This window comes from Alteromonas sp. 76-1, from assembly GCF_900654235.1.
GTDB lineage: Bacteria > Pseudomonadota > Gammaproteobacteria > Enterobacterales > Alteromonadaceae > Alteromonas > Alteromonas naphthalenivorans.
The window spans coordinates 1,198,771-1,222,408 of the sequence record NZ_LR136958.1 but is presented as its reverse complement, the minus strand read 5'-3'; the positions used below and the strand labels follow the sequence as shown (position 1 = coordinate 1,222,408).

The following is a 23,638-nucleotide window of genomic DNA, read 5'->3' as shown; positions in this document are numbered from 1 at the left end:
TCAGATAGTTACGATAATTTAAGGCAGAAGTTTAACGTCAGGTAATTGACGTTAAACTTCTTCCATACGCTGAATATCGTACTTACGCATTTTCTCAACAAGGGTAGTTCTACGCATTCCGAGCTTATCTGCAGCGCGAGCAACGACCCACTCTTGTTGTTCTAATGCTTGGCGAATGAGGGTGATCTCAAGCTCAGAAAGATACTCTTTTAGATTAACCCCTTCTTCAGGAAGTGAGGAAGAAACCGGCAAGCCAGACTCTTCTTCTGGTTCATCGTACGGGTCTTGCGAAGCTGATTCTGCGAAAAGCGCATTAAACGCGTCTCGCTCTAGCAACTCTTCGGGGTAATCTGGTTCGTACGCTTGAATTTCACCGTACTGGTATTTCTCTGGAAGGTCGGCCACATCAACGATTTGACCGGGATAAAGTATACTCAGGCGCTCAACTAAATTTGAGAGTTCACGAACATTACCCGCCCAATTATGTTCCATTAACGATTCTATTGCGCGTTCAGTGAACCTCACACTATCTACACCATCCCCTTGAATACGGCTGTTGAGTTCTTGCAGCAGTAACGGGATGTCGTCTTTGCGTTGACGTAATGCAGGGCTATCAATAGGGAACACATTTAAGCGGTAGTAGAGATCTTCACGAAACTTATCTTCTTTGATCATAGTTTCTAGATGACGATGGGTAGCCGCAATAATACGAACATTGCATTGTTGGGGCTTGCTACCACCTACTCGCTCGTAAATACGCTCTTGCAGTACCCGCAGCAGTTTGACTTGCATCTGCAACGGCATGTCGCCAATTTCATCTAGAAATAATGTTCCACCCTCGGCTAATTCAAAACGGCCTTTTCGAGCACTTATAGCTCCAGTAAACGCGCCTTTTTCGTGACCAAACAATTCACTTTCAAGAAGCTCGCCGGGAATAGCACCGCAGTTAACAGGAATAAAGGGGCCATCTTTACGTTCTGACAAGAAATGTACATTACGTGCCACCACTTCCTTACCTGTACCAGACTCCCCCAAAATTAGCACTGTTGCCTCTGTTGGAGCCACTTGCTCTACCAACCTACGCACAATCTGAATTTCGTCGCTTTTACCAACCAAACTTCTAAACAGGCGAGTTTTAGACCCACCAGCGCGGGTCTTACCCGGCTTTCTGCGGCTGTATTCTTGGCATCGGTGAATTGATTGCGTAAGTACTGGGTAAGTAAGCGGTAAGGTGATCACGCTGACTAAATTGCACGACGCGGCCACTTCGCCATTTGAATGTAAAATGGCAACGAATGGTATGTGTGGAAAACGAGCAACCAGTGAATTCACCACTGACGGTGACGCGTACTCAATAAGTACCGCATCTGCGCCCTTTTCTTTCAGGTAACTTTCACAGTCAGAAAGCCCTCGTGACTGACACGACTCTCCCAAAAAGGTGACTATGGTTTCTAAGCTATGAATTAGTTCCTGGCTATCACTAACCAGCAAAATATCCTTCATCAAATCCCCGAGAACGCTTTGTTATTATTTACAGTTTAGCGCATTTGTAAATTGTAACGACAAAAGATCGCAGCGCAACTGGTGTTTTCGGAAATGTAGCAATAAAAAAAGCAGGATTCCCTGCTTCTTTCGAATAACTCACTCAAATTTAATGTTTAACTGAGCAACGCCAAAACCTGCCCTTGCTGCTGATTCGCTTGGGCTTGAACCGTTAAAGCCGCTTGTCCTTGCACATCATTTGCCGCTTGTTGAGAGCTTGCTTGAGCGTAATCTAAATCTTGAATTCGACTACGTGCTTCTGCGGTGTTCACATTGGATTGGGTTAAATTTCGAGCAGTACTAGCCAAACTATTTTGCGTAGCGCCCAAATCCCCACGTGCGCCACCCAAAATTTCAATCGCTTCGTCGGTAGCACTTAACGCATCATCAACACTACTACCAGAGGTTAAATCGATAGAAAGAACATCTGATAGTTGGCTGCCAATATCTTGGGTTTTAACATCAACTGAATTGCCACCATTCGCCCCAACTTGAAAACTTAGCGCGCCATTGTCTGACAACAAGGGTTTACCTGCAAAATTGGTTTGTTCAATGGTAAAGCTGATGTTCTCTTGAAGCTGTGATATTTCAGATTGCAGTGCTTGACGGTCGCCGTCGCTTAAAACGCCATTACCTGACTGAATGGTAAGTTCACGTATACGGTTAACATCATCATTGATGTTACTTAACCCGCCTTCAGCGACTTGGGCTAACGAAATGCCATCATAAACGTTATTAACAGCCTGACGATTGCCTTCAACCTCAGAGGTTAAACGGTCAATAATTTGTTGGGCCGCTGCGCCGTCTGAAGCGCTATTAATTTCTTTGCCGGACGCAAGTTTTTCCAAAAGCGTATTTTGCTTTTCTTGTACTTGCTGAAGAAGCGAACTGCCTATGTCAGAATCAACTTTCAACATATTAACCTCCGGTTAAGTGATAATTGCGGTAATTAGTTCAGTAATTATACAGCATTTTACGAAACTCAAGTACCCCACTTCATCATTAATAAGTATACATTGGCATACTCATATATAGATTGGCGTGCTAAATTTGTATTTAAAAGCGAAATATAGCGAATAGGAACTGTTAAAAACTAATGGTTTATGGCATTCGCGCCGACACATGATATATTTATTTTCATAATGATAAAAATAGCGAGCGAGACATGTTCGACGGTAAATCAATACTGATAACAGGTGGTACTGGGTCTTTTGGACACAAATATACAGAAACCTTGTTGTCTCGTTACAAACCTAAGCGCTTAATCATCTACTCTCGTGATGAACTCAAGCAATACGAAATGCAGCAGAAATTTAACGCCTCTTGTATGCGATATTTCATTGGTGATGTTCGTGATAAAGACCGGTTAACCCGTGCTATGCAAGGTGTTGATTATGTTATTCATGCCGCTGCTATGAAGCAAGTGCCTGCTGCAGAGTACAACCCAACCGAGTGTATACGCACCAATATAGATGGCGCTGAAAATGTGATTAACGCCGCCATCGATAACGGTGTGAGTAAAGTCATTGCATTATCCACTGACAAAGCGGCTAACCCTGTCAATCTATACGGTGCAACAAAACTCGCTTCAGATAAATTATTTGTAGCTGCTAATAATATGGTTGGCGGTAAGAAACCTCGATTCTCAGTGGTACGCTACGGTAACGTTGTGGGATCTAGAGGCTCAGTGGTGCCTTTTTTCAATAAGTTAATTGATGAAGGTAACGACCATATACCTATTACGCATCAAGATATGACGCGATTCTGGATCACGCTTCAGCAAGGCGTAGATTTTGTATTGAAAAACTTTGCGCGTATGCTGGGCGGAGAGATTTTTGTTCCTAAAATCCCCTCTATTCGCATTACCGAATTAGCAAAGGCGATGGCACCTAACTTACCTATAAAGATTATTGGTATACGACCAGGTGAAAAGCTACACGAAATGATGTGCCCCGGCGATATGGCATTTCACACTTACGAATTTGACGATCATTTCGTGATTGCGCCGGCCATTAAATTCTTTCACCGCAGCAATAATTTTACTAGCAATGCCCTTGATGAAAAAGGTAAGCCAGTAGCGGAAGGTTTCGAATATATATCAGATACAAACCCTTCATTTTTAACTGTTGATGAAATAATTCAGTTTAACGAGGAGTCTGAGGCATGATCCCTTATGGTCGTCAGCATTTAGATGACGATGATATTGAGGCAGTAGTGTCAGCCCTAAAATCGGATTGGCTTACACAGGGCCCCGCTGTACCTAAATTCGAACAAGCAATGGCCAGTTATTGCAATGCCAATCATGCTGTAGCAACCAACAGCGCCACTTCCGCATTACACCTTGCCTGCTTGGCACTCAATGTGGGTTTAGGTGATTGTGTATGGACATCACCAAACTCTTTTGTGGCATCAGCAAACTGCGCCCTTTACTGTGGCGCAGATGTGGATTTCGTTGATATTGATTTCTCCACCGGCAATATGTGCATGCGGGCTCTTGCTGAAAAACTTGAAGCGGCAGAACGCGACAACACGCTACCTAAAGTTTTGATACCCGTTCATTTTGCAGGGCAGTCCTGCGACATGGCTGAACTTGCGAAACTTGCAACACGGTATCAATTTCGAATAATCGAAGATGCCTCACATGCGGTAGGCGCGCGTTACAACGACAAAAACGTAGGTAGCTGCGAGTTTTCAGATATTTGTATTTTTAGTTTTCACCCCGTCAAAATTATTACCACGATGGAAGGTGGTATGGCGCTTACCAATAACGAAGAACTGTACAACCAAATGGCGCTGCAACGAAGTCATGGTGTATCTGCCGATGTGGCTTTGTTAACCGAACCTTCCCACGGTCCTTGGTATTATCAGCAGCACTCGTTAGGCTTCAACTACCGTATGAACGATGTAGAAGCGGCACTAGGTTTAAGCCAACTTACAAAACTGCCCCAGTTTGTAGAGAAGCGTAATCAACATGCTAAGCGCTACAACCAGCTATTTTCTGAAATGCACGAGTTGCTGGCCGATAGCCAAGTCGAGATAGCACCGTTAGTCGTCGATGAAAACAGCTATAGCAGTTATCACCTCTATGTGGTTCGGTTCATTGGCATTGATGATAATCAGCATCGCCAGGTTATAACGTTCTTGCGCGAACAAGGTATTGTAGGGCATGTTCATTATATTCCAATTTATCTTCAACCTTACTATCAAGCTTTGGGCTTCAAAAAGGGTTATTGCCCGAATGCCGAAACCTACTACACACAAGCAGTTACCCTTCCACTATTTCCAGATCTTACGCCTTCACAAATTTCACTTGTGGCCGATAAAGTAAAAGAAGCACGCTTACTCGTCGCTTAAAAAGCGTCGCGAGTACAAAATAATGAAGTCGTAATGAAAGCAAAGGTATAGAGCACGTTACTCATGAATATAGCCATTATTCCAGCCCGAGGCGGAAGTAAGCGCATTCCTCGAAAGAATATTAAGTTATTTCGGGGTAAGCCTATTATTGCCTATTCAATAGAGGCCGCACTTAGCAGTATTGCTATCGATAAAGTCGTGGTGTCCACTGACGATAGGGAAATTGCCGATATTGCCATTCAATATGGCGCAGAAGTGCCTTTCTTAAGAGAGGTATCACTGGCAGACGACAAGACAGGTACTACGCCGGTAATTCGCAGTGCGCTTGAATCGTTAGTCGCTCTGGGGTGGGATGTTAATGTTTGTGCGTGCTTGTATGCTACTGCACCTTTTTTAAGTGGCTCGCTAATTGATGACGCTGTACATCGGCTTCAGCAAGACAGTGCTGAGTTTGTCTTTACGGTAAATCAATTCTCTTTTCCTATTCAACGAGCACTATTGCAATCTGAATATGGTGAAGTAATGCCATTTAACCCTGAAACGATTGGCAAGCGGTCACAAGATTTACCTGACACCTTTCATGATGCTGGGCAGCTATACGTTGCTAATGCCACCACATGGCTAGATAAAACGAAGCGGGTATTTTCTCCTCAATCTCGCATGATTAAACTCCCATCACACCTTGTTCAAGATATCGATACACCCGAAGATTGGAAGCGTGCAGAAGTGTTGTACAAAGTACTTAAAGAGATGGGTGAATGCTAAAAGTCGCTTTTCGCGTTGATGCTTCCATCGCTATTGGTGCTGGCCACGTTATGCGTTGCCTTACCTTAGCACAAGCACTGCGTAACGATGCGTATTGCGAATTTATTATCAGTAGCAGCGGGGCTGCGCTTTCATCCAAGATAGAAGCTTCTGGGTACAATGTGCATGTTATTGATGACATAGACAACGACCCGGCGCAACACGCGGCGAATACATTAGCGGTAATGTCGCCTGAAACTGACCTGATTATTATCGACCACTATAGCTTGGATGCGCGCTACGAATCACGTTTATACAAGAAGGTTTCGGGTGTGATGGTGATTGATGATCTTGCCAATAGAAAACACCACTGCGATCTGCTTTTAGATGGTAACTTGCTGCCAAATAGCACTTCACGATATGAAGGTCTTGTTCCGAAAGATTGCATCACGCTTTTGGGGCCACATTTCGCGTTGTTACGAGAAGAGTTCTACGCGGCTTCCCCTAAAAGAACCGCAAAAGGAAACCCAAACCACATACCCAACATCGCACTTGAAACCAACGAGAAAGAAAAAAGAAAACGTATTCTAGTTTGCTTTGGGGGTACAGATCCCGAGAATGTAACCGATAAAACCTTATCAGCGATAAGTAAGCTGGACGCTACACTTTTTGACGTTGATGTCGTAATTGGTAGCCAACATGTGGATTATGCCCAAATTGTTACCAAGGTGGCGCAGTTTCCTACTATGACATTGCACGTAGATACCACAAAAATGGCAGTGCTTATGCAGCACGCGACAATAATGATTGGCGCGGGTGGTAGTATGCATTGGGAGCGCTGTGTTTCGGCTCTGCCTAGCATTGTTATAACACTTGCCGCCAACCAAGTCGCGACAACACAATATCTGTCAGAATTGGGAGCCTGCAACTGGCTTGGTGAAAGCGAAACAGTTACGCAGGACGCCATTGCGCATTCTGCCTTTGCGTTATTAAATGATGCAACGGCTCGGCAACACATGTCTCAAATCGCCTCTAAGCTCGTTCCAAAAGATGGCGGCGCTGTTGCAGTGGTTGACGTCATAGTCGCGCAGATGAACAAGATAAAAGGCAATACAGTGTTAAACAGAAAAATATTAAGAGAGGAAGGCTAACGTGGATACATTTTCAATTGGTCATCATACTATTGGTGACACTCAGCCCCCTTTTATTATTGCAGAATTATCCGGTAACCATAACCAAGACCTTGATGTTGCATTGGCCATGGTAGACGCTGCCGCCGAGGCTGGTGTTCATGCGTTAAAGTTACAGACTTACACTGCTGATACCATGACATTAGATATTGCTACTGGCGAGTTCTATATTGATGATGAGAGTAGCCTGTGGCACGGTTCGTCTTTATATCAGTTGTATGAAAAAGCCTTTACACCGTGGGAGTGGCATAACGCTATTTTTGAACGCGCTAAAGCAAAAGGCATGGTTGCGTTTAGCACGCCATTCGATCTCACTTCAGTCGCTTTTTTAGAAAGCCTAGAAGTACCTTGTTATAAAATAGCCTCATTTGAAAATACCGACCACGCGCTTATTGCTGCCGTGGCTAAAACGGGCAAACCCGTTATTGTCTCTACCGGTATGGCAAGTTTGACAGAAATTTCAGAAGCGGTTGATGTGTTACGTGACAACGGCTGTGAAAATTACGTGCTACTTAAATGCACTAGCCAATACCCTGCCGACCCAGTAAACGCTAACTTACTGACCTTACCCCATTTAAAAGCCATGTTTGGATGCCATGTGGGATTATCTGATCACACTACAGGCATAGGAGTAGCTATTGCCGCTGCCGCACTCGGTGCGAGTGTGATTGAAAAACATTTCGTTATAGATAGAAATGCAGGCGGCGTGGACGCAGCATTTTCTTTAGAACCTAAAGAATTTAAACAACTAGTAGAAGAAAGTCAGCGCGCACGTATTGCAGTGGGCGAAGTCAATTATGGCTGTACCGAGGCCGAGATTAATTCACGGGTACACAGGCGTTCGCTTTATATCGCTAACGATTTGAAGGCGGGTGATATTTTAACGCCAACAAACTTGCGCTCAATTAGACCTGGCCTTGGTTTACCTGTGAAAAACTTGCCCATGTTGTTAGGAAAGCCTGTCAAACGCGATGTAACAAAAGGCACCCCTATGAGCTGGGATCTTATTTAATCCCATGACACAGATTCCAGCAGCAGCTAAAGCGAAAACAACTAGCACAAAAGCTAAAATGTCACCTAATAGCAAATTTATACCTTTAAACGACACACTCCTTGAAACGGTGCTTAGGTGGCGTAATTTACCGCATATACGCGCAAACATGCATTCGACCAATGAGATAAGCTGGCAACAGCACCTTAGCTGGTTTGAAACACTTAAAAATGATTCAAAGAAGCAGTTCTTTGTGTTTTTGCAAAACGAGCGCCCTATTGGCGTATTAAATTTCACCCTAGTTGACGCTATTGAGAACCGTCTTGAACTGACAACACCCTGCTTGGAATGGGGATGTTATATCGGTGAGGACAATGTGTGGCCGGGGTCGGGGTTGTTATTGGAAATTGCCGCACTTGATTACGCATTTATCGGTAAAAATGCAGCGACATTGTATGCTGAGGTGCTGTCGTCCAACCAATCAGTGCTCAAAATGCACAAGTTGTTTCAATACGATGCACTTGAAGATCGAACAGAAGAAAAAACAGACGGCACTATTGTTACGGTAAAGCGCTTTTTATACCATCAAAAGCAGTGGCTTTTAAAACGGGAAAAAGTGCTTTCAATGCTACCAAAACAAATTGGCGCAGCCGCACAGCATATACATTTTGCTAAATCTTAAACCATCAAAAATGAACGAGACTAATGAGCGATTTAAACAAAACTGAGTTAGCACAAACTATTTTAGATACTATGTCCAATGTAGCTGTCATTGCAGATTGTACGCTCATCGACACCATTAATGATGAAACCGTACTGCTTCAAAGCGGTTTAGATTCTCTGGGGTTTGCCATGTTAGTGGCGCAGCTTGAAGAAGACTTAGGTATAGACCCTTTCAGCGAGATGCAACTAGCCGTATACCCTCGTACTTTTGGAGAGTTCACCACGCTTTATGCAAGTGCATTAAAGGGCTAACAGGGTGTTGTCGCTGCTCGAGCAGGTTTCAAAATTTACAGGTATTGCCCTTGTTCACAATACAAGGGCTGAGATTAGTATTAATGATAACGCTCAAGCGATTCAATACACAACTTACGAAACCCTAATTGCCAAAGCCAAAGTATTACGCGCTAAGGGAAATTTGCCTTGCCACGCGGAACTTTCTTTTAAAGACCTAACCACCTTTGTAGCCCACTTGCTTGCGTATGAAAGCATGGTGGAAAATCTTTATCTACAACCTGAAACAGCGCTTGCACACACTCATGAAAGCAGCACGAACACGACAGTCAGCACACAAAAAAAATCTGCTGCAACGGTGTGGCACTTGGCAACATCTGGCACGACCGGAACACCAAAATGGATTGCGCATACCAGCGCAAGTTTATGCCGCGCTATTAAACAGGGTCAGCAGCATCAACACACCCGCTGGGCATTATGCTATCAACCTTTTCGCTATGCGGGCCTACAGGTATTACTTCAAAGCCTGCTCAATGGCGCCACGTTAGTAGACTGTACTGCCACCGACACCGCAGAAAAATTAGATATTATTAAACGTGAAAAAGTAAATGCGATTTCCGCCACTCCCACCCTTTGGCGTCAATTTTTATTAAGCGGTGCTTTTTCAAATAGTCAGCCTCCCTTCACTATCGATAAGATAACCCTTGGAGGAGAAATTACCGATGCCCCTTTGTTAGCCCAACTAGCAAGCCAATTTCCGAACGCTAAAATTATGCATGTCTATGCTTCTACCGAAGCCGGTGTGGGATTTGCGGTTACCGACAGCCAGCCTGGTTTTCCAAAACAATGGCTAACCGCGGGCGTAAATGGTAATAGCTTGAAAGTGGATAGCGAAAATGTGCTTTGGATTAAAACTGTTGCAGCGAAAAACACTGAATTAGCCAAAGTTAATAGCACCATCGTAGAGGTCGATTCACAAGGCTATGTAAACACAAATGATGTAGTGATGATTGAAGACAATCGTGTTTACTTTAAAGGCAGAGCAAATGGCGCGATTAACGTCGGCGGGCAAAAAGTGCACCCTGAACATGTAGAACAAGTGCTATTACAATCGCCATTAGTGTCACAAGCTCGAGTCTATGCGAAGCAAAGCAGTATCATGGGGCAACTCGTTGTGGCCGATGTTGTGCTTTGTGCTAGTAAAGACACTGAGACCAAGCCCGCAATTGCGTTATTGCTGCATTGTAAAAAGCATCTTGACCGATTCGAAATACCTACAAAAATTAACGTTACTGATAGCATAGCCATCAACGCCACAGGCAAGATAGGCAGATCACAGCAAGCGTCTACAGAGTAAATATATGCAGCAGCCAACTTCAAATAAGAAACTAGTGATTGTGACCGGCGCGAGTCGCGGGTTAGGCCTTGCAATATGCCAACTGCTGGCAGTCGATAACTACCAAGTAGTGGCAATTTCACGGGCAAGTAGTGCCGCCCTTGACGCATTGTGTAGCAGCAATGATGTTACACATATTCCGTTTGATTTAGGGAACCTTGAATCACTTCACGAACTGACTAAATCAATAGTGAAAATACACGGTAGACCTTACGCGCTTATTAACAATGCCGCCGTAGGTTTCGATGGTGTATTGGCCACCATGCATAATAGCGAGATAAACACTCTGCTGAATGTGAATGTTCAAGCGCCCATTTTACTGACCAAATATTTGTCTCGTGCCATGTTACTTAACCGCACGGGTCGAATTATCAATATTTCCTCGATTATTGCCAATACGGGATTTAATGGTTTAAGCGTTTACGCCGCCAGTAAAGCGGCGCTTGAAGGATTTACCCGTTCCCTTGCTCGGGAAGTCGGCAAAGCCGGTATAACGGTGAATTGCGTAGCCCCTGGCTACATGCAAACAGACATGACAGATAGCCTTACTGGCGACAAACTTGAAGCGGTGAAACGACGTAGCCCCCTTGGCACACTTGCCACGCCTGAAGATGCGGCGGGGGCGGTCTTATATTTATTAAGTGATAGCGCAAAATCAATTACGGGTACAACCATAACTGTTGATGCTGGCAGCACTGCTTGAATATTTGGCGTTAACTTTTACTTTGGCAGTCAACGTCATGAGTACGTTTTATTATTTATAAATAATAAAACCTAGCCACGCACTAGATACGGATTAGACACGCATTGGCGAGAGCTTAACGAGAACGCATTACTATGCAGAGTAATATTAATACCTCACAACCAGTATACGTAGCGCCAGCCAACCCAGCAGGAAGGGCGCTTGCGAGTGCACTAACGGCCCAAGGGTACAATGTCTGCGGGCTTGCTGACAATTTAAAGCACGCCGATGGAATTATAAACTCGCACGCTCAATCAAAACTTGATGCCATGGTTATTATTTGTAGCGGCCCTTACACACACAGTGTCGCCAAAGGGCTCATAGCAAGAGGGTTTAGCCCAAATCAGCTTTATACCTCGGTTGAAAGCGAGAGCGTCGCCACAACTCAAGCTCTAAACTCATCCCCAAAGGGTGGCACTAACCTTCGCTCGACAATTCGACCGTACAAAACGCCTATAAGCGAGAAATTTAAATCATTACGGTTTACCTTATTCTCATTCATCATCAAGGTATTGAGAAGCATGGTTCCTCAACGGGGCTATGTGTACTACGCGGAACAATTTTTCGATACCAACATGCTGTTAGCATACCGACAACACCGCAGACAACACCCTGATGAACCTTGGTTGATAGGCAGAGACATCAAGCAAGATTTAACCATGCTGGATGCCGACAACCATCTATTACGCTTGTTTTCGCTTCAGGGGCTATGGCACATGGTGCGGGCTAAAAAAATGGTGGTAGACCATGAGTTCACCGGCAATACCTTCACCCTTTTAAGAAGGTTTATTCCTGTCATACAGCTATGGCACGGGTTACCTTATAAAGCGCTGAGCGGAAATATTCATTACCCCGACATTTGTGATGATGCTTTCATATCTAGTTCATCATGGTTTAACGAACACATCTTTCCCACTATTTTTAGGGCCAAACGCTATTTAGATTACGGCTACCCTCGAAATGACGTTTTTGGTCAATTACCTCAAGAACGAGACTGGATCAACGCCGAGCCGCTTAGCACATTGACGCATATTCAAAATACCACAGGCAGTATTATTGTTTATGCCCCCACTTACCGCGATTGGGGAGATAACGATTACCCATTAGATTTAGATAAGATAAACGAATGGTGCGAAAAAAATAAACGCTCTTTTGTTTTAAAATTTCACCCTTTTATTTCAAGGCAATTTGGCGATGCCATGGCGCTGCCTGATAGTGAAAATGTGCAAGCCCTGCCTTCGCATCCTCACCTTTATTTATACCCCAGTGGAAAGAATATATATCCTTGGCTGGCAGATGCAGAAACCTTAATTACTGACTATTCATCAATCGCGTATGATTTTTTATTAGCAGACAAACCAATTATTTATTTTCAATATGACAAGCAGGATTATCTGAAATTACGTGGTAACACCTTGGTTAGTGACAGTGATTTTATTGCGGGGGAAGTGGTAGAAGACGTGAACAGTATGCTTCTGTGCCTCAGCGTGCATGGTCCGTTTACATTACCTGAACAAAAAAGCCTTAAGAAAAAGTTTAACATTAAAACTCAACAATCTGCCTTTTTAATCTCTTCTTATGTACGAGAATGAGGAACAATTATTGCTCATTGTTACCTGATTGAATCAGCAAGCTTAATAGTTCTAATACTTGGTTCTTTATCAATATATTTATACACTGTCTCCAACCCTTGAAGGTTATTACACGCAGTAAAATTCCAAACGTGTGAGTCGGCAGCGTCTTCCCACGTGGTCATTAATGGTTGAACGCACACAACATCTATATGGGGAAACATCCGAGCACACGTAAAGAGAGCGGTCGTATGATAACTCACTATAGTCGCAGGCACCTCTTCCCTCTCTGCCAGTTCATTTTCTATTGGCTTATTGAAGCGCTTGACAGCAATCCCCAATGCTTCAATCTTACTCAACAGTAAGTCACTTTCGATCCGATGAGGCACATAGATTATCGACTTCCCAGGAAATTCTTCTGCAGTTCTGGCTATCAATGCTACGTATTTCTCAAGTGTAATGTAACCGACAGTAACGGCGCCGACGCCTAAAATGAAAGCCTGATTTTGATTTAGTTTTTTATGGGTTCTTTGAAGGTGCAAAAGCGGGTTTTTAACAACAGAAAGCCACGGAAGCGATGCCAAATTAAACATAGTAAATAGTGACAGGCTGGGTAACTCTTTTGTCTCAATGCCTAACTTCTTCCTAGTTTGAAGCGCTAATTGTCGCCTATCATCATCAGAATCATAGGGAAAATCGAAAAACTTTCGATGCGTAAACAGGTATTCATAAAATATAACGGTGGCGTTGCCATCATCCATGAGAACCGTATTTTCTGCTTGTAAAGTACAGACTATATCGCGTTGCCATTGCTGGCGTATTGCACTGAAAAAAACGTTCTTGTAGCCTGTTTGGATAAAGGTTTTAATAAACTTGCCATAGGCTTCTATGCGATCGGATATTTTACCTTCAACGCGGGGCACTTCGAAAAGCTGTGTTGGATTAAGTTCTACCAACCTGGCTTGTAGCTGTTGATAAGTATCGGCACGATTGCAGTCGTTTATTATCACATCGTAATTATCTATCCTATAAACCGCGATAGCATCTATGATGTTGTAGACTTGTGACGGTGTATCGACGATAAAAAGTGTGCGCATGAATTATCCTAAACGCGTTTACTAAATAAAAATTCAGCAAACTCAAAATCAAGTTTTTCGTCGATATCAACCGAATGAGAACGATCCATGACATAAGCATAACTATCTGGGATATTGAAAAACGTTTTTTCAGTGTCGATAGTCGACATGCTAGCAATATAAATTGCGCCATTTAAGCGAAAATACGAAGGTAAATCTTGGCTTCGAGCACCAATGACATCATCTCGTATGAACGCACTCATGCTCTTATTATCATTTAACGTATTCGACCAAAGTGGAGAGTGTTCACATTCAGTTACCGACACAACTGCGGTCGCATTTTTTTCTTCAAATAAACGAAAAGCACCCTCAATATCTTCTTTTGTCCGTAAAGGGGAAGTAGGTTGCAGTAAAATCACACCTTGATAGGATTTGTTAAATAACCTTGCTTCTGCAATTGCATGAAACAATACATCCATTGAACTGGCAGAATCTGATGCTAATACTGATGGCCTGTCGATTAAAGCTACATTTTCATTATATTGCTGAACTACGTTCCTAACGTTTGCATCATCAGTAGTAACAACTATATCTAAGTCGACATCAGCTGCGATGGCAGACTCTATTGTCCATGCAATTAGTGGTTTTCCGTTAATAATGCGATGGTTTTTACCGGGTAATCGCTTACTCCCAGCTCTTGCAGGAATAACGGCTAGATAACATGGTTTACAACTCACTGAAAGCTTCCATCACAAACTGTTGCGCCTTTTTAAAGTCACCTAGACGGCCAATGTCTAGCCAGTCTTCACTTATTTCGTAATAAGTGACTTGTGAATCAGTCTCAATTAATTGGGTGACTATAGTGGGTACATCTATTCTCACCCCTTTATCAAGCGCACTAATAACAGTAGGCTCAATTACGTATATTCCCGCGTTAACTAAATACTGATTTGTAGGTTTCTCGACAATATTAGTTACAGCGCCATTGTTAGTGTTTACCACACCAAAAGGCACTTGCTGCTCATATCCTCTTAAGCACATCGTCATACTTGCTTCAGAGGTTTCGTGGTGTGCTAATAGCGATAGAAAATCTAAATTAGTGAGTAGATCACCGTTCATTAATATGAGCGGTAAATTGATTTCTTCTTCTGGCAATAAAGATAAGGCGCCGCCTGTGCCCAGAGGCTCTTTTTCATCGATATAACTAATCTGAATATCCCGTTCATGGCCATCACCAAAATAATCCTTAATAGTATCAGCCATGTAATGAGTGGAAATATAAAATTTCCAAAAACCTGCTTCGACAAAACGCTCTAAAATAATTTCTAATATAGGTTTATCACCTACATTTAACATAGGTTTGGGGCAGGTATCGGTCAGCGGCTTGAGCCTGGTACCAAAGCCTCCTGCCATAAGGCAGACAGGGTTATCGATACGAGGTTTTTTTAATAGCTCATAAAGAAAGGAGATGCCAACTACATGCTGCTCTTCATCAACAATAGGCAGTTGAAGTAGGTCGGTCCTTTCCATGAAAGACAACAGCCTTAACCGGCTCCACGCTTTTGTTGCGAAACGTGGTTTTGTATTCATTACATTTGACACAGGAGAGTTGAGATCTATCTGCTTGATTAATGCTCGACGAATATCACCATCGGTTAACGTTCCTAGTAGGACATTGTTTTCATCTACCACAACGAGGATACGTTTCGCACCGTGGTCTAACTTTTTGACTGCATCCACCAGCGATATACTAGGCTGGACTAACAAATCTCTCCAATCAAATTTCTTATTCATCTCATCACCGCCGTGTTACTCATCAGGTTTAGCAGGGCACCCTTTTACACACGAAAAAGGCTGAATATCATTGACCACTACCGCACCTGCGGCAATGACCGAATCGTGGCCAATGCTTACACCTTGAATTAAAGTAGAAGAAGCGCCGACATACACATGTTCGCCTACCTTCACTTGACCACATAATGTTGCACTAGGGGCAATATGACTGTGTGCAGACACATGAACGTCATGATCAACACTTGCTCGAGTATTAATAATAACGTTATCGGCACATACAACATTTGCTTGAACTATTGCTCCGGCCATTACTTGGGTCCCTTCACCAAGGCTCGCCGAGGGCGAAACACTGGAAAATGGGTGGATGAGAGTTTTGAAGTTGAATCCAGACTTTTTGAAAAATGCATAAAGCGATTTTCGAGAGTGGTTATTCGGCAAGCTACCCAAGCCCAAAACTAAATCTACATCGTTGGGTGAAAAACGGGATAAAAAATCCCTTTCACTGATCAATGGAAATCCATTCCATAGCGTTTCGTTGGGCGTTTTATCTACGACAGCAACACAGGTGAAATTCTGCTGTAAAAGTATATCAAGCAATACTCCAGCATGCCCACCGGCTCCAATAAGAGCTATTGGCTTTTGAACTGACATACCGGTTCCATCGCAATATAGTTTCGAGACGCAGTCTGTCCAATAAAGCGCCAATACTCACTGGCACAAATACCTATTGGACTTCTAGCAGTGGTAAGATTTTCTTCAGTGAATAAAGCGCCTTCACCAATTTCATGCTTAGCAACTATTCTCTGTCTGGCTATTTTTTGTGTTTCAAATTCGTTAGGCTGAGGAAATTTAACCGTGCGCCCCAATGACATCTCAGTATCTCTTATCATTGAAATCATGTCGCAGAGCTCTTTGGGCTCTAGTGAGCACAAGTGATCAGGCCCTTCCATTTCGCGCGACAATGTAAAGTGCTTTTCGATACAGACTGCGCCTAAGGCCACTGCTGCAGAGGGGGTGACAACAGAAAGAGTATGATCACTAAACCCCACGTCAATATCAAATGTTGCCGCAAGCTGAGCCATACTATTCAAATTTGCTTGATGTAACGGAGTTGGGTATTCACTTGTACAGTGCAGTAAAGTGACATCGTTAAGCTTTTCACCTGCATTTAATGCTGTTGCACGATATTGCATAATTTCTTGTTCAGATGAAGGTGGAGTCGTATTACTTCGGCTGTATTGAATAAACGCTAGCGCAAAATCAATGTCACCTAGCGTCGCCATTCCAGAAGATATTATTAATGGTTTTCCCACTCTTGCGGCGTGCCACAATAGCAGTGCGTTACGTATCTCACCTGAAGGTATTTTAATAAATGGCATATCAAACTGCGAAAGAAATGCTAGGCTTTGCACGTCGAAGGCCGTTGACATAAAAGCTATTTCTTTTTGTTTACAGTATTTAAATAGTTCTAAATGCGCTTCATTGGAAAGTTCAAGTTTGGCTAACATGGCGTGTTGACCGTCATCAAGCCCTGTATTTTTAACTTGGTACTTGGCTTTGGGCGTTGCTTTAGTTACCAAGGCACTCGCATCAAATGTTTGAAATTTGACTGCATCAGCTTTTGCTTCTACTGCCACATCAATTAACTGCTTTGCCAGTGCAATATCACCATTATGATTAACCCCTGCTTCAGCAATTACATACGTTTTTCCTGTTTTAGTCATTAATATTCTCTTCGTGTAAAAGGTAACCCTGCTGTGCAAGTGGTAAATTAAAATGGCTTTGCATTAACATATTCGATTTTGCAAATTGCGTATGTATTCCTCGCTGGGTCTCACTATCTATGTGTATAGTAGAGGAGGTAAAAATACGCCTGATAATATAGGGGTCAATATACTCTTGAAGGTATTTTCGAATATAAAACCTTGAACGTGGTTGTCGAGTGAACCGCTTAGAACCTAATGAATTAAATCGGCTTGGAATGATGTAATTTAAAAGTCGTAAAAATCCGAGTGTTTGGCGAGATAAACTCACATTTTTATGTTCAGTAGATATCGCAGAAAAAGGCCTGTCCGATGCTATTTGCATCCATTGAAATAACCTCTCAATTTCATTTTCTGGAGCCTGCTTTAGCCGCTCATAAGTCTGAATATAAACGTTGCTGTGACCAAACAGCTCACAATATAACGAGGCTACCTTAAAATAATCCAGATAAACTAAATTAAACCCAACACGATAGGGGTAATCTAACGACAAAAAATCTTCTAGTTTCCAAGTTCCACCTTCTTGAACATATTGGGCGTAAAGCGACTTAATAAGTGATAACTGCTCTCTAATATAGAAAATAACTTTCGCGTTTGGGAAGCATTGCTTTAAGCGATTTGCAATTCTCACTAATCCATCGGAATTGAAAGCGGAATCGCCAAGTAAGTGCTCCCATGAAATAACCACTTTTCTCTGTTTCGATTGGGCAACAATTTTTAAAACACGTTGTACAACCAATTGGGGATCAAAATCTAAATCATGCGCAGCCACTAAATGCAGCCCCCAATCACTCAATTTATATTTATTCCCTATCTGTAATAAAGATGGTACCTCTTCATACACGTGAGTTTGCATCCACGTTGTAGCTGTTTTCGGATACCCCACGTGGATGAATAACTCAACGTCGTCGATATTTAGCATTACCAGCGCTGCCGTAGGATTACAAATGCTTCTGCTGCATCGACAAACGCTTGTGAACCTCTTAATACCTCAAGCGCTTCTACAGCCTTAAAGCTTCGGGGAAAAGGATGAGTTTGCATCTCAGATTCATAACATTTTAAAATTTGGTGCTTTTGCTCGATGTACTCAGACGTATCTACATACATATTGGGTTGAAACTGCGTATTTAACGGGCTCAGTCCGTAATCGGTTTCAGATAGTGTTTCATAACAGATTATTGATGAAACGTAAGGCGCTCTGAATGTTTTCGTTACTGAAATAATGGCTTGGTACACGACTTTATGATCACTATGAACATCAAACGCATAGGGTAAATATAAAGTATCTGGCTTAATAGACTCTAGCGTATCTTTTAACGCATTAAGTAACTGCCCCATCGGAACATTGTCTAGGCCAGCAGGCTGAAAGCCTAAGTTAATAACAGAGTCAAATCCATACAACTTTGCAACCTGTTCTACGGTATTCACCCTCTGCTTTTTTTGTTCCTGTGTATAGGCATCGCTGGCACTCATGTCAGTAAAAATACACCAGTGCACCTCATGCCCTAATGATTTGTGCTTTAAGAGTGTACCGCCACACCCTAAACTTTCATCATCAGGGTGAGGAGCGAAAACCACCACTTTTTTGTTCATTAACACATGCCTCTATCGAACTGTTTTTGCATTAAATTAATAACAACGTCTTGCGATGCGCTAGATAAAGAAGGATATAAAGGGATGGAAACGTTTTTATTGAAAGCCGATTGTGCGTTGGGGTATATCGACAGATCGTTAACCCAATTTGTTACCGGTTTCACCATTTCCACTTGAGATCCTAGTGATAATATCAATTCATCTGCGTTATTTACTGCTACTACGTAACGATACCACACCCTATTTCCAAGTTTTCCCACACAATGTGTTGCCAGATAATTATTACAGAGGTAACGACTAGCTAACCGCTTTCGGCTTTTTAATAGCTCGTTAGCAACATTTATCTTACTTAACGCTAATGCTGCATTAAATTCATCAGGCTTAATATTTAGGCAAAACCCGTCAGGCTCCTCAGAGTACCCTACCCTGCGCGCCTTTAGTTGCTCGTAAACCTCTTCGTCATTAAGCAACAATACGCCCATCTCTGCAGCACCAAACAGCTTAGTGGCATAAAATGACTGAATCGCTATATCACCTCTAATAGCAGGACTATTGTTATCATTAATCGCAAAGCCATGTGAACAATCTTCTATAACAATTAACCCGTTGGCTCTTAATTCAGAAATATTGGCAGGGATCCCAAATGTGTTAACGGCAATGACAACGTCGACGTCGTGGGTATTAGCTAAAGAGGCGGCATGAGAAGCATCAATATTGCAAGTATTGGCTTCTATTTCACAAGGAAGTACGTTCGCGCCAAGGGATAATACGGTATTGCAAATAGCGCTGCAGGAATAGGCTGGTACGATTACGTTATCACCATATTTAACACCCGACGCTATTAATGCTAAACGCAAGGCCATTGATCCGGAAGATACGGCTAGCGCATGGGGTCTGTCAAAATACTGAGCACAAGCTTCTTCGAAAAAAGACACTGCTTTACCCATCGTATAAAACTCACTGTCGACAACTTCATGCAACGCACGCTTGTCAGAATGAGAAAAGTCGATGACATTATGCGGGATCACGTTATTTTCCCTTCTTCCAGTTTGGCTTGTAATGAAGTAAATGTTCTAATCATGACATCATTTGAGAAAAAAGTACTCGGCTCAGCCGAACCCACCAGATGTATGTTTTTAAACATATCTGTGACTTCACTACACAATTCGCGCGCGTTAGATAAAGCGCCTAGATGTTTGATTGGGAAACCGTTAAGCACCTGAGTTTCATGGCTACTCATTACTTTCGTATCTGCTGACACTATTCCCATCTCTACAAGTTGGCGAAAAATTTCAGCTTCATCAAGATTAGGGTTTTGTGCACGCTCGCCAATAACTTCAACGGTACATCTGTATGATTTTTGTTTATCGTTCCTTCCCGAGAAATTCTCATACAAAGTGACACGATAGGGATCAACGTGGGTATCAAAGCAATTTACGTAATGACACAACGTTAAATAAGGAATATCAAACACAAAATGAAAAAGCTTAATTTTAGTACGTTGATAGTATTTGGAAAAATTTTCACTACTTTGCTGTGAGACTAAAGGAAGTAATGTTTCAATAGGCGCAGACCAAATCACCTGATTACAGGTAAAAGTTGAGCTATCGTCGAAATTTAACTTTTCAATTTTATGATTATCTACCTCAAACCCAACGGTCTTCTTCCCATGAAGAAATTTAACCCCTAGTTGTTCTAACTGTACTTTTAAATGCGCTATCCAATCACTTACGCCTTTACCATTTGAGGTGTAGAACGCGGTAGGTATTTTTTTTCCTTGAGGATGTATTCGCGAATTTTCAAGACGAGTATTTGGGGAAGTACTGCCACTATGTTGGGATAAACGATCTAAAGCAAAGTATCGCTGAACTTCTGGTTCAAGCTTTTCTGCGTCGCATGGAATAAACTTTGCCAAGCTTGGTAAGAAAACATTGTTAGTAAGGTACTTGCCGAATCTGAAAAGATAATCATCTACACAATTAATCTCTTTTTCGGGAAGTTTCACGTTGTCATCGAGGTCATCATAGGTAGAACGACTTAATATATTATGATGGTTTTCGTCTAATTGACCATCGTAATAATTTCCCCCGCTAATCCGCGTAATTTTTTGCCAAACATCATCTTCATATAGTGCGCCAAACAACCATTCATCTAATTCATCAATCATGGTTTCAGCGGGAATGTGGGTTCCAATGTCAAAGCTTAAACCGCCTATTTGATGAGAGACGCCAAGCAAACCACCAAGATTAGGGCTAGCTTCAATAACGACGACATCATGTTTAGGGTGCGCTTTTTTTAACGTAAATGCAGCAACGATACCACCGATACCGCCCCCTACAATTGCAATTGTAGACATTATTATTCTCGACTAGAAATTCTCAATTAAAAGGTAATTTGTTTGGCAAACACTTGTTTCTTTATCGGCAGCTCCATTAAAATCTTCAATACACGAGAGGCCATCAATCCATCACCGTATAAGCTTTGATTCGGATTTAATTGGTCTCGGAATGTTTCATCATACAACGCGGTTTGTACCGCTTTACCAACAGCATCTTCGTTACTTTCACAAAATATAACGTTACCTGAATGCTCTCTACCACGCTGTCGCTCACCTATATTGATAGCAGGCAGGCCTAGATAATCTGCTTCATGAAACGCAAGCGATGAATTACCCATTAATAAGTCAGCATGTCGGAGTAAATTTATGAATGCATCTCTTGAAAGGTTTTTGTATACCTGAACACCTTCGAGTCCATTTATAAACTTCACGATTTCAACAGAGCCAGGGTCCGAATTAGGGACACCCATAATCACCTGTAGTCCAGCTTCGGTCGCTTTTTTAACACCGGCGCTAATTTCTAATTTGGCAATAGCAAAATCACCATTTAATGGGTGATGGATAAACACAGCATAGGGAGACTCAGTATGTAGTGCTGTAGCTTTTCTTAATGCATCACGAGACAGGTGAGGTGTTAAACGCAACCTATCGACACCGCCGCTTCCTACAGTGTGTACCCGCCAAGGCTCTTCACCCAACTTTAAAATTCTCTCGCTATGAGAAGAGGTCATCGTTAAATGAAGATGACTTAACTTTGTTGTTGCATGCCTTGATTGCTCATCAACGTTCCCCCCTTCGGGGTTAGTGCTATCTCCCCCTGCGAGGTGAACAATGGGCACGTTCATATAGTTTCCAACCATAGCAGCAACCAGAGGTTCTTCACGATCACCTAAAACTAAAAGTAGATCTGGAGAATGCTCTTCAACGGCCTCTCCTAGCCCTTTCATCAGTAGTGCACATGATAAGACTCTATTTGTTGTATCGTCTTGTTCTATGGTGGTTTCAATGCGGGAACAAATAGTGAATCCATCTTGTTCAATTTCTTTTACTGAGTAATTATGAAGCGGTGTAAGATGGGCGCCCGTAACAACCACAGACACATCAAAATTATCAGAGTTATGCATTTCGTTTAGTAGCGGGTACATAAGGTCATACTCACTACGAATCCCAGTGACAGCCATCACAGAAATGCAATGGCGGCTCTCTTCGAGTAAACCCAAGAACTCATTTTTCATAGTGAAAAACCCAATGACGTGAATAGGACTCGCCAAGCAAAGGGCTTTGCATTAGCCCAATGTCAATCGACTCACCTACGCTATTTTTAACACTATTCTCGCAAGGGAAGCAGAGAATTCTAGCCCCTTTTTGACTGGAGATTTGCGATTCAAACTCATATTCGCTAATGGGGACAGCGCTACGATGAGAAACGTCGCCATAAGCTGGTACTGTGCCTAACATTTTACCACCGGGCTTTAATACGCGTTTGAATTCTTGAATTCGCTTTTCTAGAGAACTCATCGTGTTGTAACCTAAAACATGCCAAGCATTGATAAGTGAGAAACTGTTATCTTCAAAAGGTAATACGTCTGAATTAACATTTAACAGTTCGGCTTTAAGAGACTCATCCTTTAATATTTGCTGGTTAATTTCTATCACCGCATCTGAGATCTCTATTCCCGTTACTTGATGACCACGCCTTAGCATAACCCGCATATTTGCCCCACCACCAAAGCCATAATCCAGTACGGTTGGATTTGCCTCCACGCTGGTGTACCTATTCAGTAATGTAACGAACGTACTGTCAGGGTATTTAAGTAAAGATAGCTTTTGCTGGTAAAGTTTATCCCACACAGATTCATTCACATTATGACTCATAATGGTACTCTCCGGGTTTATGTAGATACTCTATTATCGACTCAATGTCGTCTTGCATTAGCCAGTCTAGAATTGATAAACCTGATGCTTTCTCTTTATGTATTTGATGGTAGGTATCAAATTCATTATTTAAGAAGCGAAGAGTGAGGCTTTTTCTTCGGAAATCGTCATCATTCAAATACGCTTTTGCGCCCACACCAGACAAATAGATAGCACATTGAGTTCGCAGACAAGTATCTATTACCAGTTGGTTTTTCTTGCTGTTCACATTCAACTCAGAAAGTAGCACTAGTTTATTTTTTATTAAGAAAATAGAACGAAAATAATTAATTAGCGCAAAGTTAATGGTGTGCAAGCTTCCTTCTGTATCGTTAATACACTGTGCAATATCATCAAAGTAGCGCTTAAAAAAAGGCGCTTTCCCATAGCTACTTCGAATACTTTGTATATGCTTTTTTTTCCACTTATTGTTTACTGGCTGCTTTTGATCAATGGTGTCTTTTAGGCTTCCAGATACTGGCACAGTAAGCCATAGCGGGCCGTTGGAGGAATTGATTTGATTTCTATTTTGCACACCGTTTTTTTGGTACTGCACACTATCCATCAAGACGAAAGTATCCGCTAAAGCCATCTTCCTAAAATAAGGAGCCCAAGGCAGGTACTGACTTTGGTGCATGGCAAGAACAGTATTGCTAAGCGATAAGCTCTCCACAAA

The 23,638-nt window shown here is 42.4% G+C and carries 24 protein-coding genes; 10 read left to right on the top strand and 14 right to left on the bottom strand.

The annotated features are described in order from the left end of the window. Window positions 1-51 precede the first annotated feature (51 nt). Together ALT761_RS05060 and ALT761_RS05055 are read right to left on the bottom strand one after the other, a co-directional pair. On the bottom strand, window positions 52-1,503 hold the full coding sequence (locus ALT761_RS05060) for a sigma-54 dependent transcriptional regulator (protein ID WP_013785110.1): 1,452 nt from the start codon (window positions 1,501-1,503) through the stop codon (window positions 52-54). Window positions 1,504-1,658: 155 nt separating this feature from the next. Then, window positions 1,659-2,459 carry a flagellin gene (locus ALT761_RS05055; RefSeq protein ID WP_013785111.1) on the bottom strand — a complete coding sequence of 267 codons (801 nt, stop codon included), beginning with the start codon at window positions 2,457-2,459 and terminating at the stop codon, window positions 1,659-1,661. Window positions 2,460-2,707: 248 nt separating this feature from the next. Here ALT761_RS05055 and pseB point away from each other — a divergent pair, with 248 nt between their 5' ends. From pseB to ALT761_RS05005, 10 genes are all read left to right on the top strand, one after another. Then, a complete protein-coding gene (pseB, locus tag ALT761_RS05050) occupies window positions 2,708-3,709 on the top strand; it encodes a UDP-N-acetylglucosamine 4,6-dehydratase (inverting) (protein WP_013785112.1) in 1,002 nt (333 codons plus the stop codon). Further along, a complete protein-coding gene (gene pseC / locus ALT761_RS05045; RefSeq protein ID WP_129737063.1) occupies window positions 3,706-4,896 on the top strand; it encodes a UDP-4-amino-4,6-dideoxy-N-acetyl-beta-L-altrosamine transaminase in 1,191 nt (396 codons plus the stop codon). The genes pseB and pseC overlap by 4 nt, the downstream gene beginning before the upstream one ends. Window positions 4,897-4,959: 63 nt before the next feature. Then, window positions 4,960-5,661 (top strand): pseudaminic acid cytidylyltransferase, encoded by a 702-nt coding sequence (gene pseF / locus ALT761_RS05040; protein ID WP_129737061.1) that lies wholly within the window; start codon window positions 4,960-4,962, stop codon window positions 5,659-5,661. Further along, window positions 5,655-6,791, top strand: coding sequence for a UDP-2,4-diacetamido-2,4,6-trideoxy-beta-L-altropyranose hydrolase (gene pseG / locus ALT761_RS05035; RefSeq protein ID WP_129737059.1), 1,137 nt, complete (start codon window positions 5,655-5,657; stop codon window positions 6,789-6,791). Before pseF ends, pseG begins: the two co-directional genes overlap by 7 nt. A 1-nt stretch (window position 6,792) precedes the next feature. After that, window positions 6,793-7,842, top strand: coding sequence for a pseudaminic acid synthase (gene pseI / locus ALT761_RS05030; protein ID WP_129737057.1), 1,050 nt, complete (start codon window positions 6,793-6,795; stop codon window positions 7,840-7,842). A gap of 4 nt (window positions 7,843-7,846) precedes the next feature. After that, window positions 7,847-8,503, top strand: coding sequence for a UDP-4-amino-4,6-dideoxy-N-acetyl-beta-L-altrosamine N-acetyltransferase (pseH, locus tag ALT761_RS05025; protein WP_129737055.1), 657 nt, complete (start codon window positions 7,847-7,849; stop codon window positions 8,501-8,503). Window positions 8,504-8,526: 23 nt separating this feature from the next. Next, on the top strand, window positions 8,527-8,796 hold the full coding sequence (locus ALT761_RS05020) for an acyl carrier protein (RefSeq protein WP_129737053.1): 270 nt from the start codon (window positions 8,527-8,529) through the stop codon (window positions 8,794-8,796). A gap of 4 nt (window positions 8,797-8,800) precedes the next feature. Beyond that, complete coding sequence (locus tag ALT761_RS05015) at window positions 8,801-10,132, top strand: ANL family adenylate-forming protein (RefSeq protein ID WP_129737051.1); 1,332 nt, start codon at window positions 8,801-8,803, stop codon at window positions 10,130-10,132. Between the two features lie 4 nt (window positions 10,133-10,136). Further along, the gene (locus ALT761_RS05010) at window positions 10,137-10,874 is read left to right on the top strand and encodes an SDR family NAD(P)-dependent oxidoreductase (RefSeq protein WP_129737049.1); all 738 of its coding nucleotides are present in this window, start codon (window positions 10,137-10,139) and stop codon (window positions 10,872-10,874) included. 134 nt (window positions 10,875-11,008) lie between these two features. Then, window positions 11,009-12,505, top strand: coding sequence for a CDP-glycerol glycerophosphotransferase family protein (locus tag ALT761_RS05005; protein WP_129737047.1), 1,497 nt, complete (start codon window positions 11,009-11,011; stop codon window positions 12,503-12,505). A gap of 20 nt (window positions 12,506-12,525) precedes the next feature. Here ALT761_RS05005 and ALT761_RS05000 read toward each other — a convergent pair whose 3' ends face one another. The 12 genes from ALT761_RS05000 to ALT761_RS04945 are packed head-to-tail and all read right to left on the bottom strand — an operon-like array spanning window position 12,526 to window position 23,635. After that, complete coding sequence (locus ALT761_RS05000; RefSeq protein ID WP_129737045.1) at window positions 12,526-13,581, bottom strand: hypothetical protein; 1,056 nt, start codon at window positions 13,579-13,581, stop codon at window positions 12,526-12,528. 8 nt (window positions 13,582-13,589) lie between these two features. Beyond that, on the bottom strand, window positions 13,590-14,297 hold the full coding sequence (locus tag ALT761_RS04995) for an acylneuraminate cytidylyltransferase family protein (RefSeq protein ID WP_129737043.1): 708 nt from the start codon (window positions 14,295-14,297) through the stop codon (window positions 13,590-13,592). Then, complete coding sequence (locus tag ALT761_RS04990) at window positions 14,287-15,354, bottom strand: nucleotidyltransferase family protein (RefSeq protein ID WP_129737041.1); 1,068 nt, start codon at window positions 15,352-15,354, stop codon at window positions 14,287-14,289. Before ALT761_RS04990 ends, ALT761_RS04995 begins: the two co-directional genes overlap by 11 nt. A gap of 15 nt (window positions 15,355-15,369) precedes the next feature. Next, complete coding sequence (locus ALT761_RS04985) at window positions 15,370-16,005, bottom strand: acetyltransferase (RefSeq protein WP_129737039.1); 636 nt, start codon at window positions 16,003-16,005, stop codon at window positions 15,370-15,372. Continuing rightward, window positions 15,984-17,078 carry an N-acetylneuraminate synthase gene (gene neuB / locus ALT761_RS04980; protein WP_129737037.1) on the bottom strand — a complete coding sequence of 365 codons (1,095 nt, stop codon included), beginning with the start codon at window positions 17,076-17,078 and terminating at the stop codon, window positions 15,984-15,986. The genes ALT761_RS04985 and neuB overlap by 22 nt, the downstream gene beginning before the upstream one ends. Continuing rightward, window positions 17,071-18,039, bottom strand: coding sequence for a sulfotransferase domain-containing protein (locus ALT761_RS04975; protein WP_129737035.1), 969 nt, complete (start codon window positions 18,037-18,039; stop codon window positions 17,071-17,073). Before ALT761_RS04975 ends, neuB begins: the two co-directional genes overlap by 8 nt. After that, window positions 18,039-18,710 (bottom strand): PIG-L deacetylase family protein, encoded by a 672-nt coding sequence (locus ALT761_RS04970; RefSeq protein ID WP_197724987.1) that lies wholly within the window; start codon window positions 18,708-18,710, stop codon window positions 18,039-18,041. Before ALT761_RS04970 ends, ALT761_RS04975 begins: the two co-directional genes overlap by 1 nt. Further along, window positions 18,710-19,738 (bottom strand): DegT/DnrJ/EryC1/StrS family aminotransferase, encoded by a 1,029-nt coding sequence (locus tag ALT761_RS04965; protein WP_172602851.1) that lies wholly within the window; start codon window positions 19,736-19,738, stop codon window positions 18,710-18,712. Before ALT761_RS04965 ends, ALT761_RS04970 begins: the two co-directional genes overlap by 1 nt. Continuing rightward, on the bottom strand, window positions 19,735-21,066 hold the full coding sequence (locus ALT761_RS04960; protein ID WP_129737029.1) for an NAD(P)-binding protein: 1,332 nt from the start codon (window positions 21,064-21,066) through the stop codon (window positions 19,735-19,737). The genes ALT761_RS04965 and ALT761_RS04960 overlap by 4 nt, the downstream gene beginning before the upstream one ends. A 26-nt stretch (window positions 21,067-21,092) precedes the next feature. After that, window positions 21,093-22,283, bottom strand: a complete 1,191-nt coding sequence (gene neuC / locus ALT761_RS04955) for a UDP-N-acetylglucosamine 2-epimerase (RefSeq protein WP_129737027.1) — start codon at window positions 22,281-22,283, stop codon at window positions 21,093-21,095. Further along, window positions 22,273-22,923: a class I SAM-dependent methyltransferase gene (locus tag ALT761_RS04950; RefSeq protein ID WP_129737025.1), complete on the bottom strand. Its 651-nt coding sequence runs from the start codon at window positions 22,921-22,923 to the stop codon at window positions 22,273-22,275. The genes neuC and ALT761_RS04950 overlap by 11 nt, the downstream gene beginning before the upstream one ends. Continuing rightward, window positions 22,913-23,635 carry a WbqC family protein gene (locus tag ALT761_RS04945; protein WP_129737023.1) on the bottom strand — a complete coding sequence of 241 codons (723 nt, stop codon included), beginning with the start codon at window positions 23,633-23,635 and terminating at the stop codon, window positions 22,913-22,915. Before ALT761_RS04945 ends, ALT761_RS04950 begins: the two co-directional genes overlap by 11 nt. Between the last annotated feature and the right edge of the window lie 3 nt (window positions 23,636-23,638).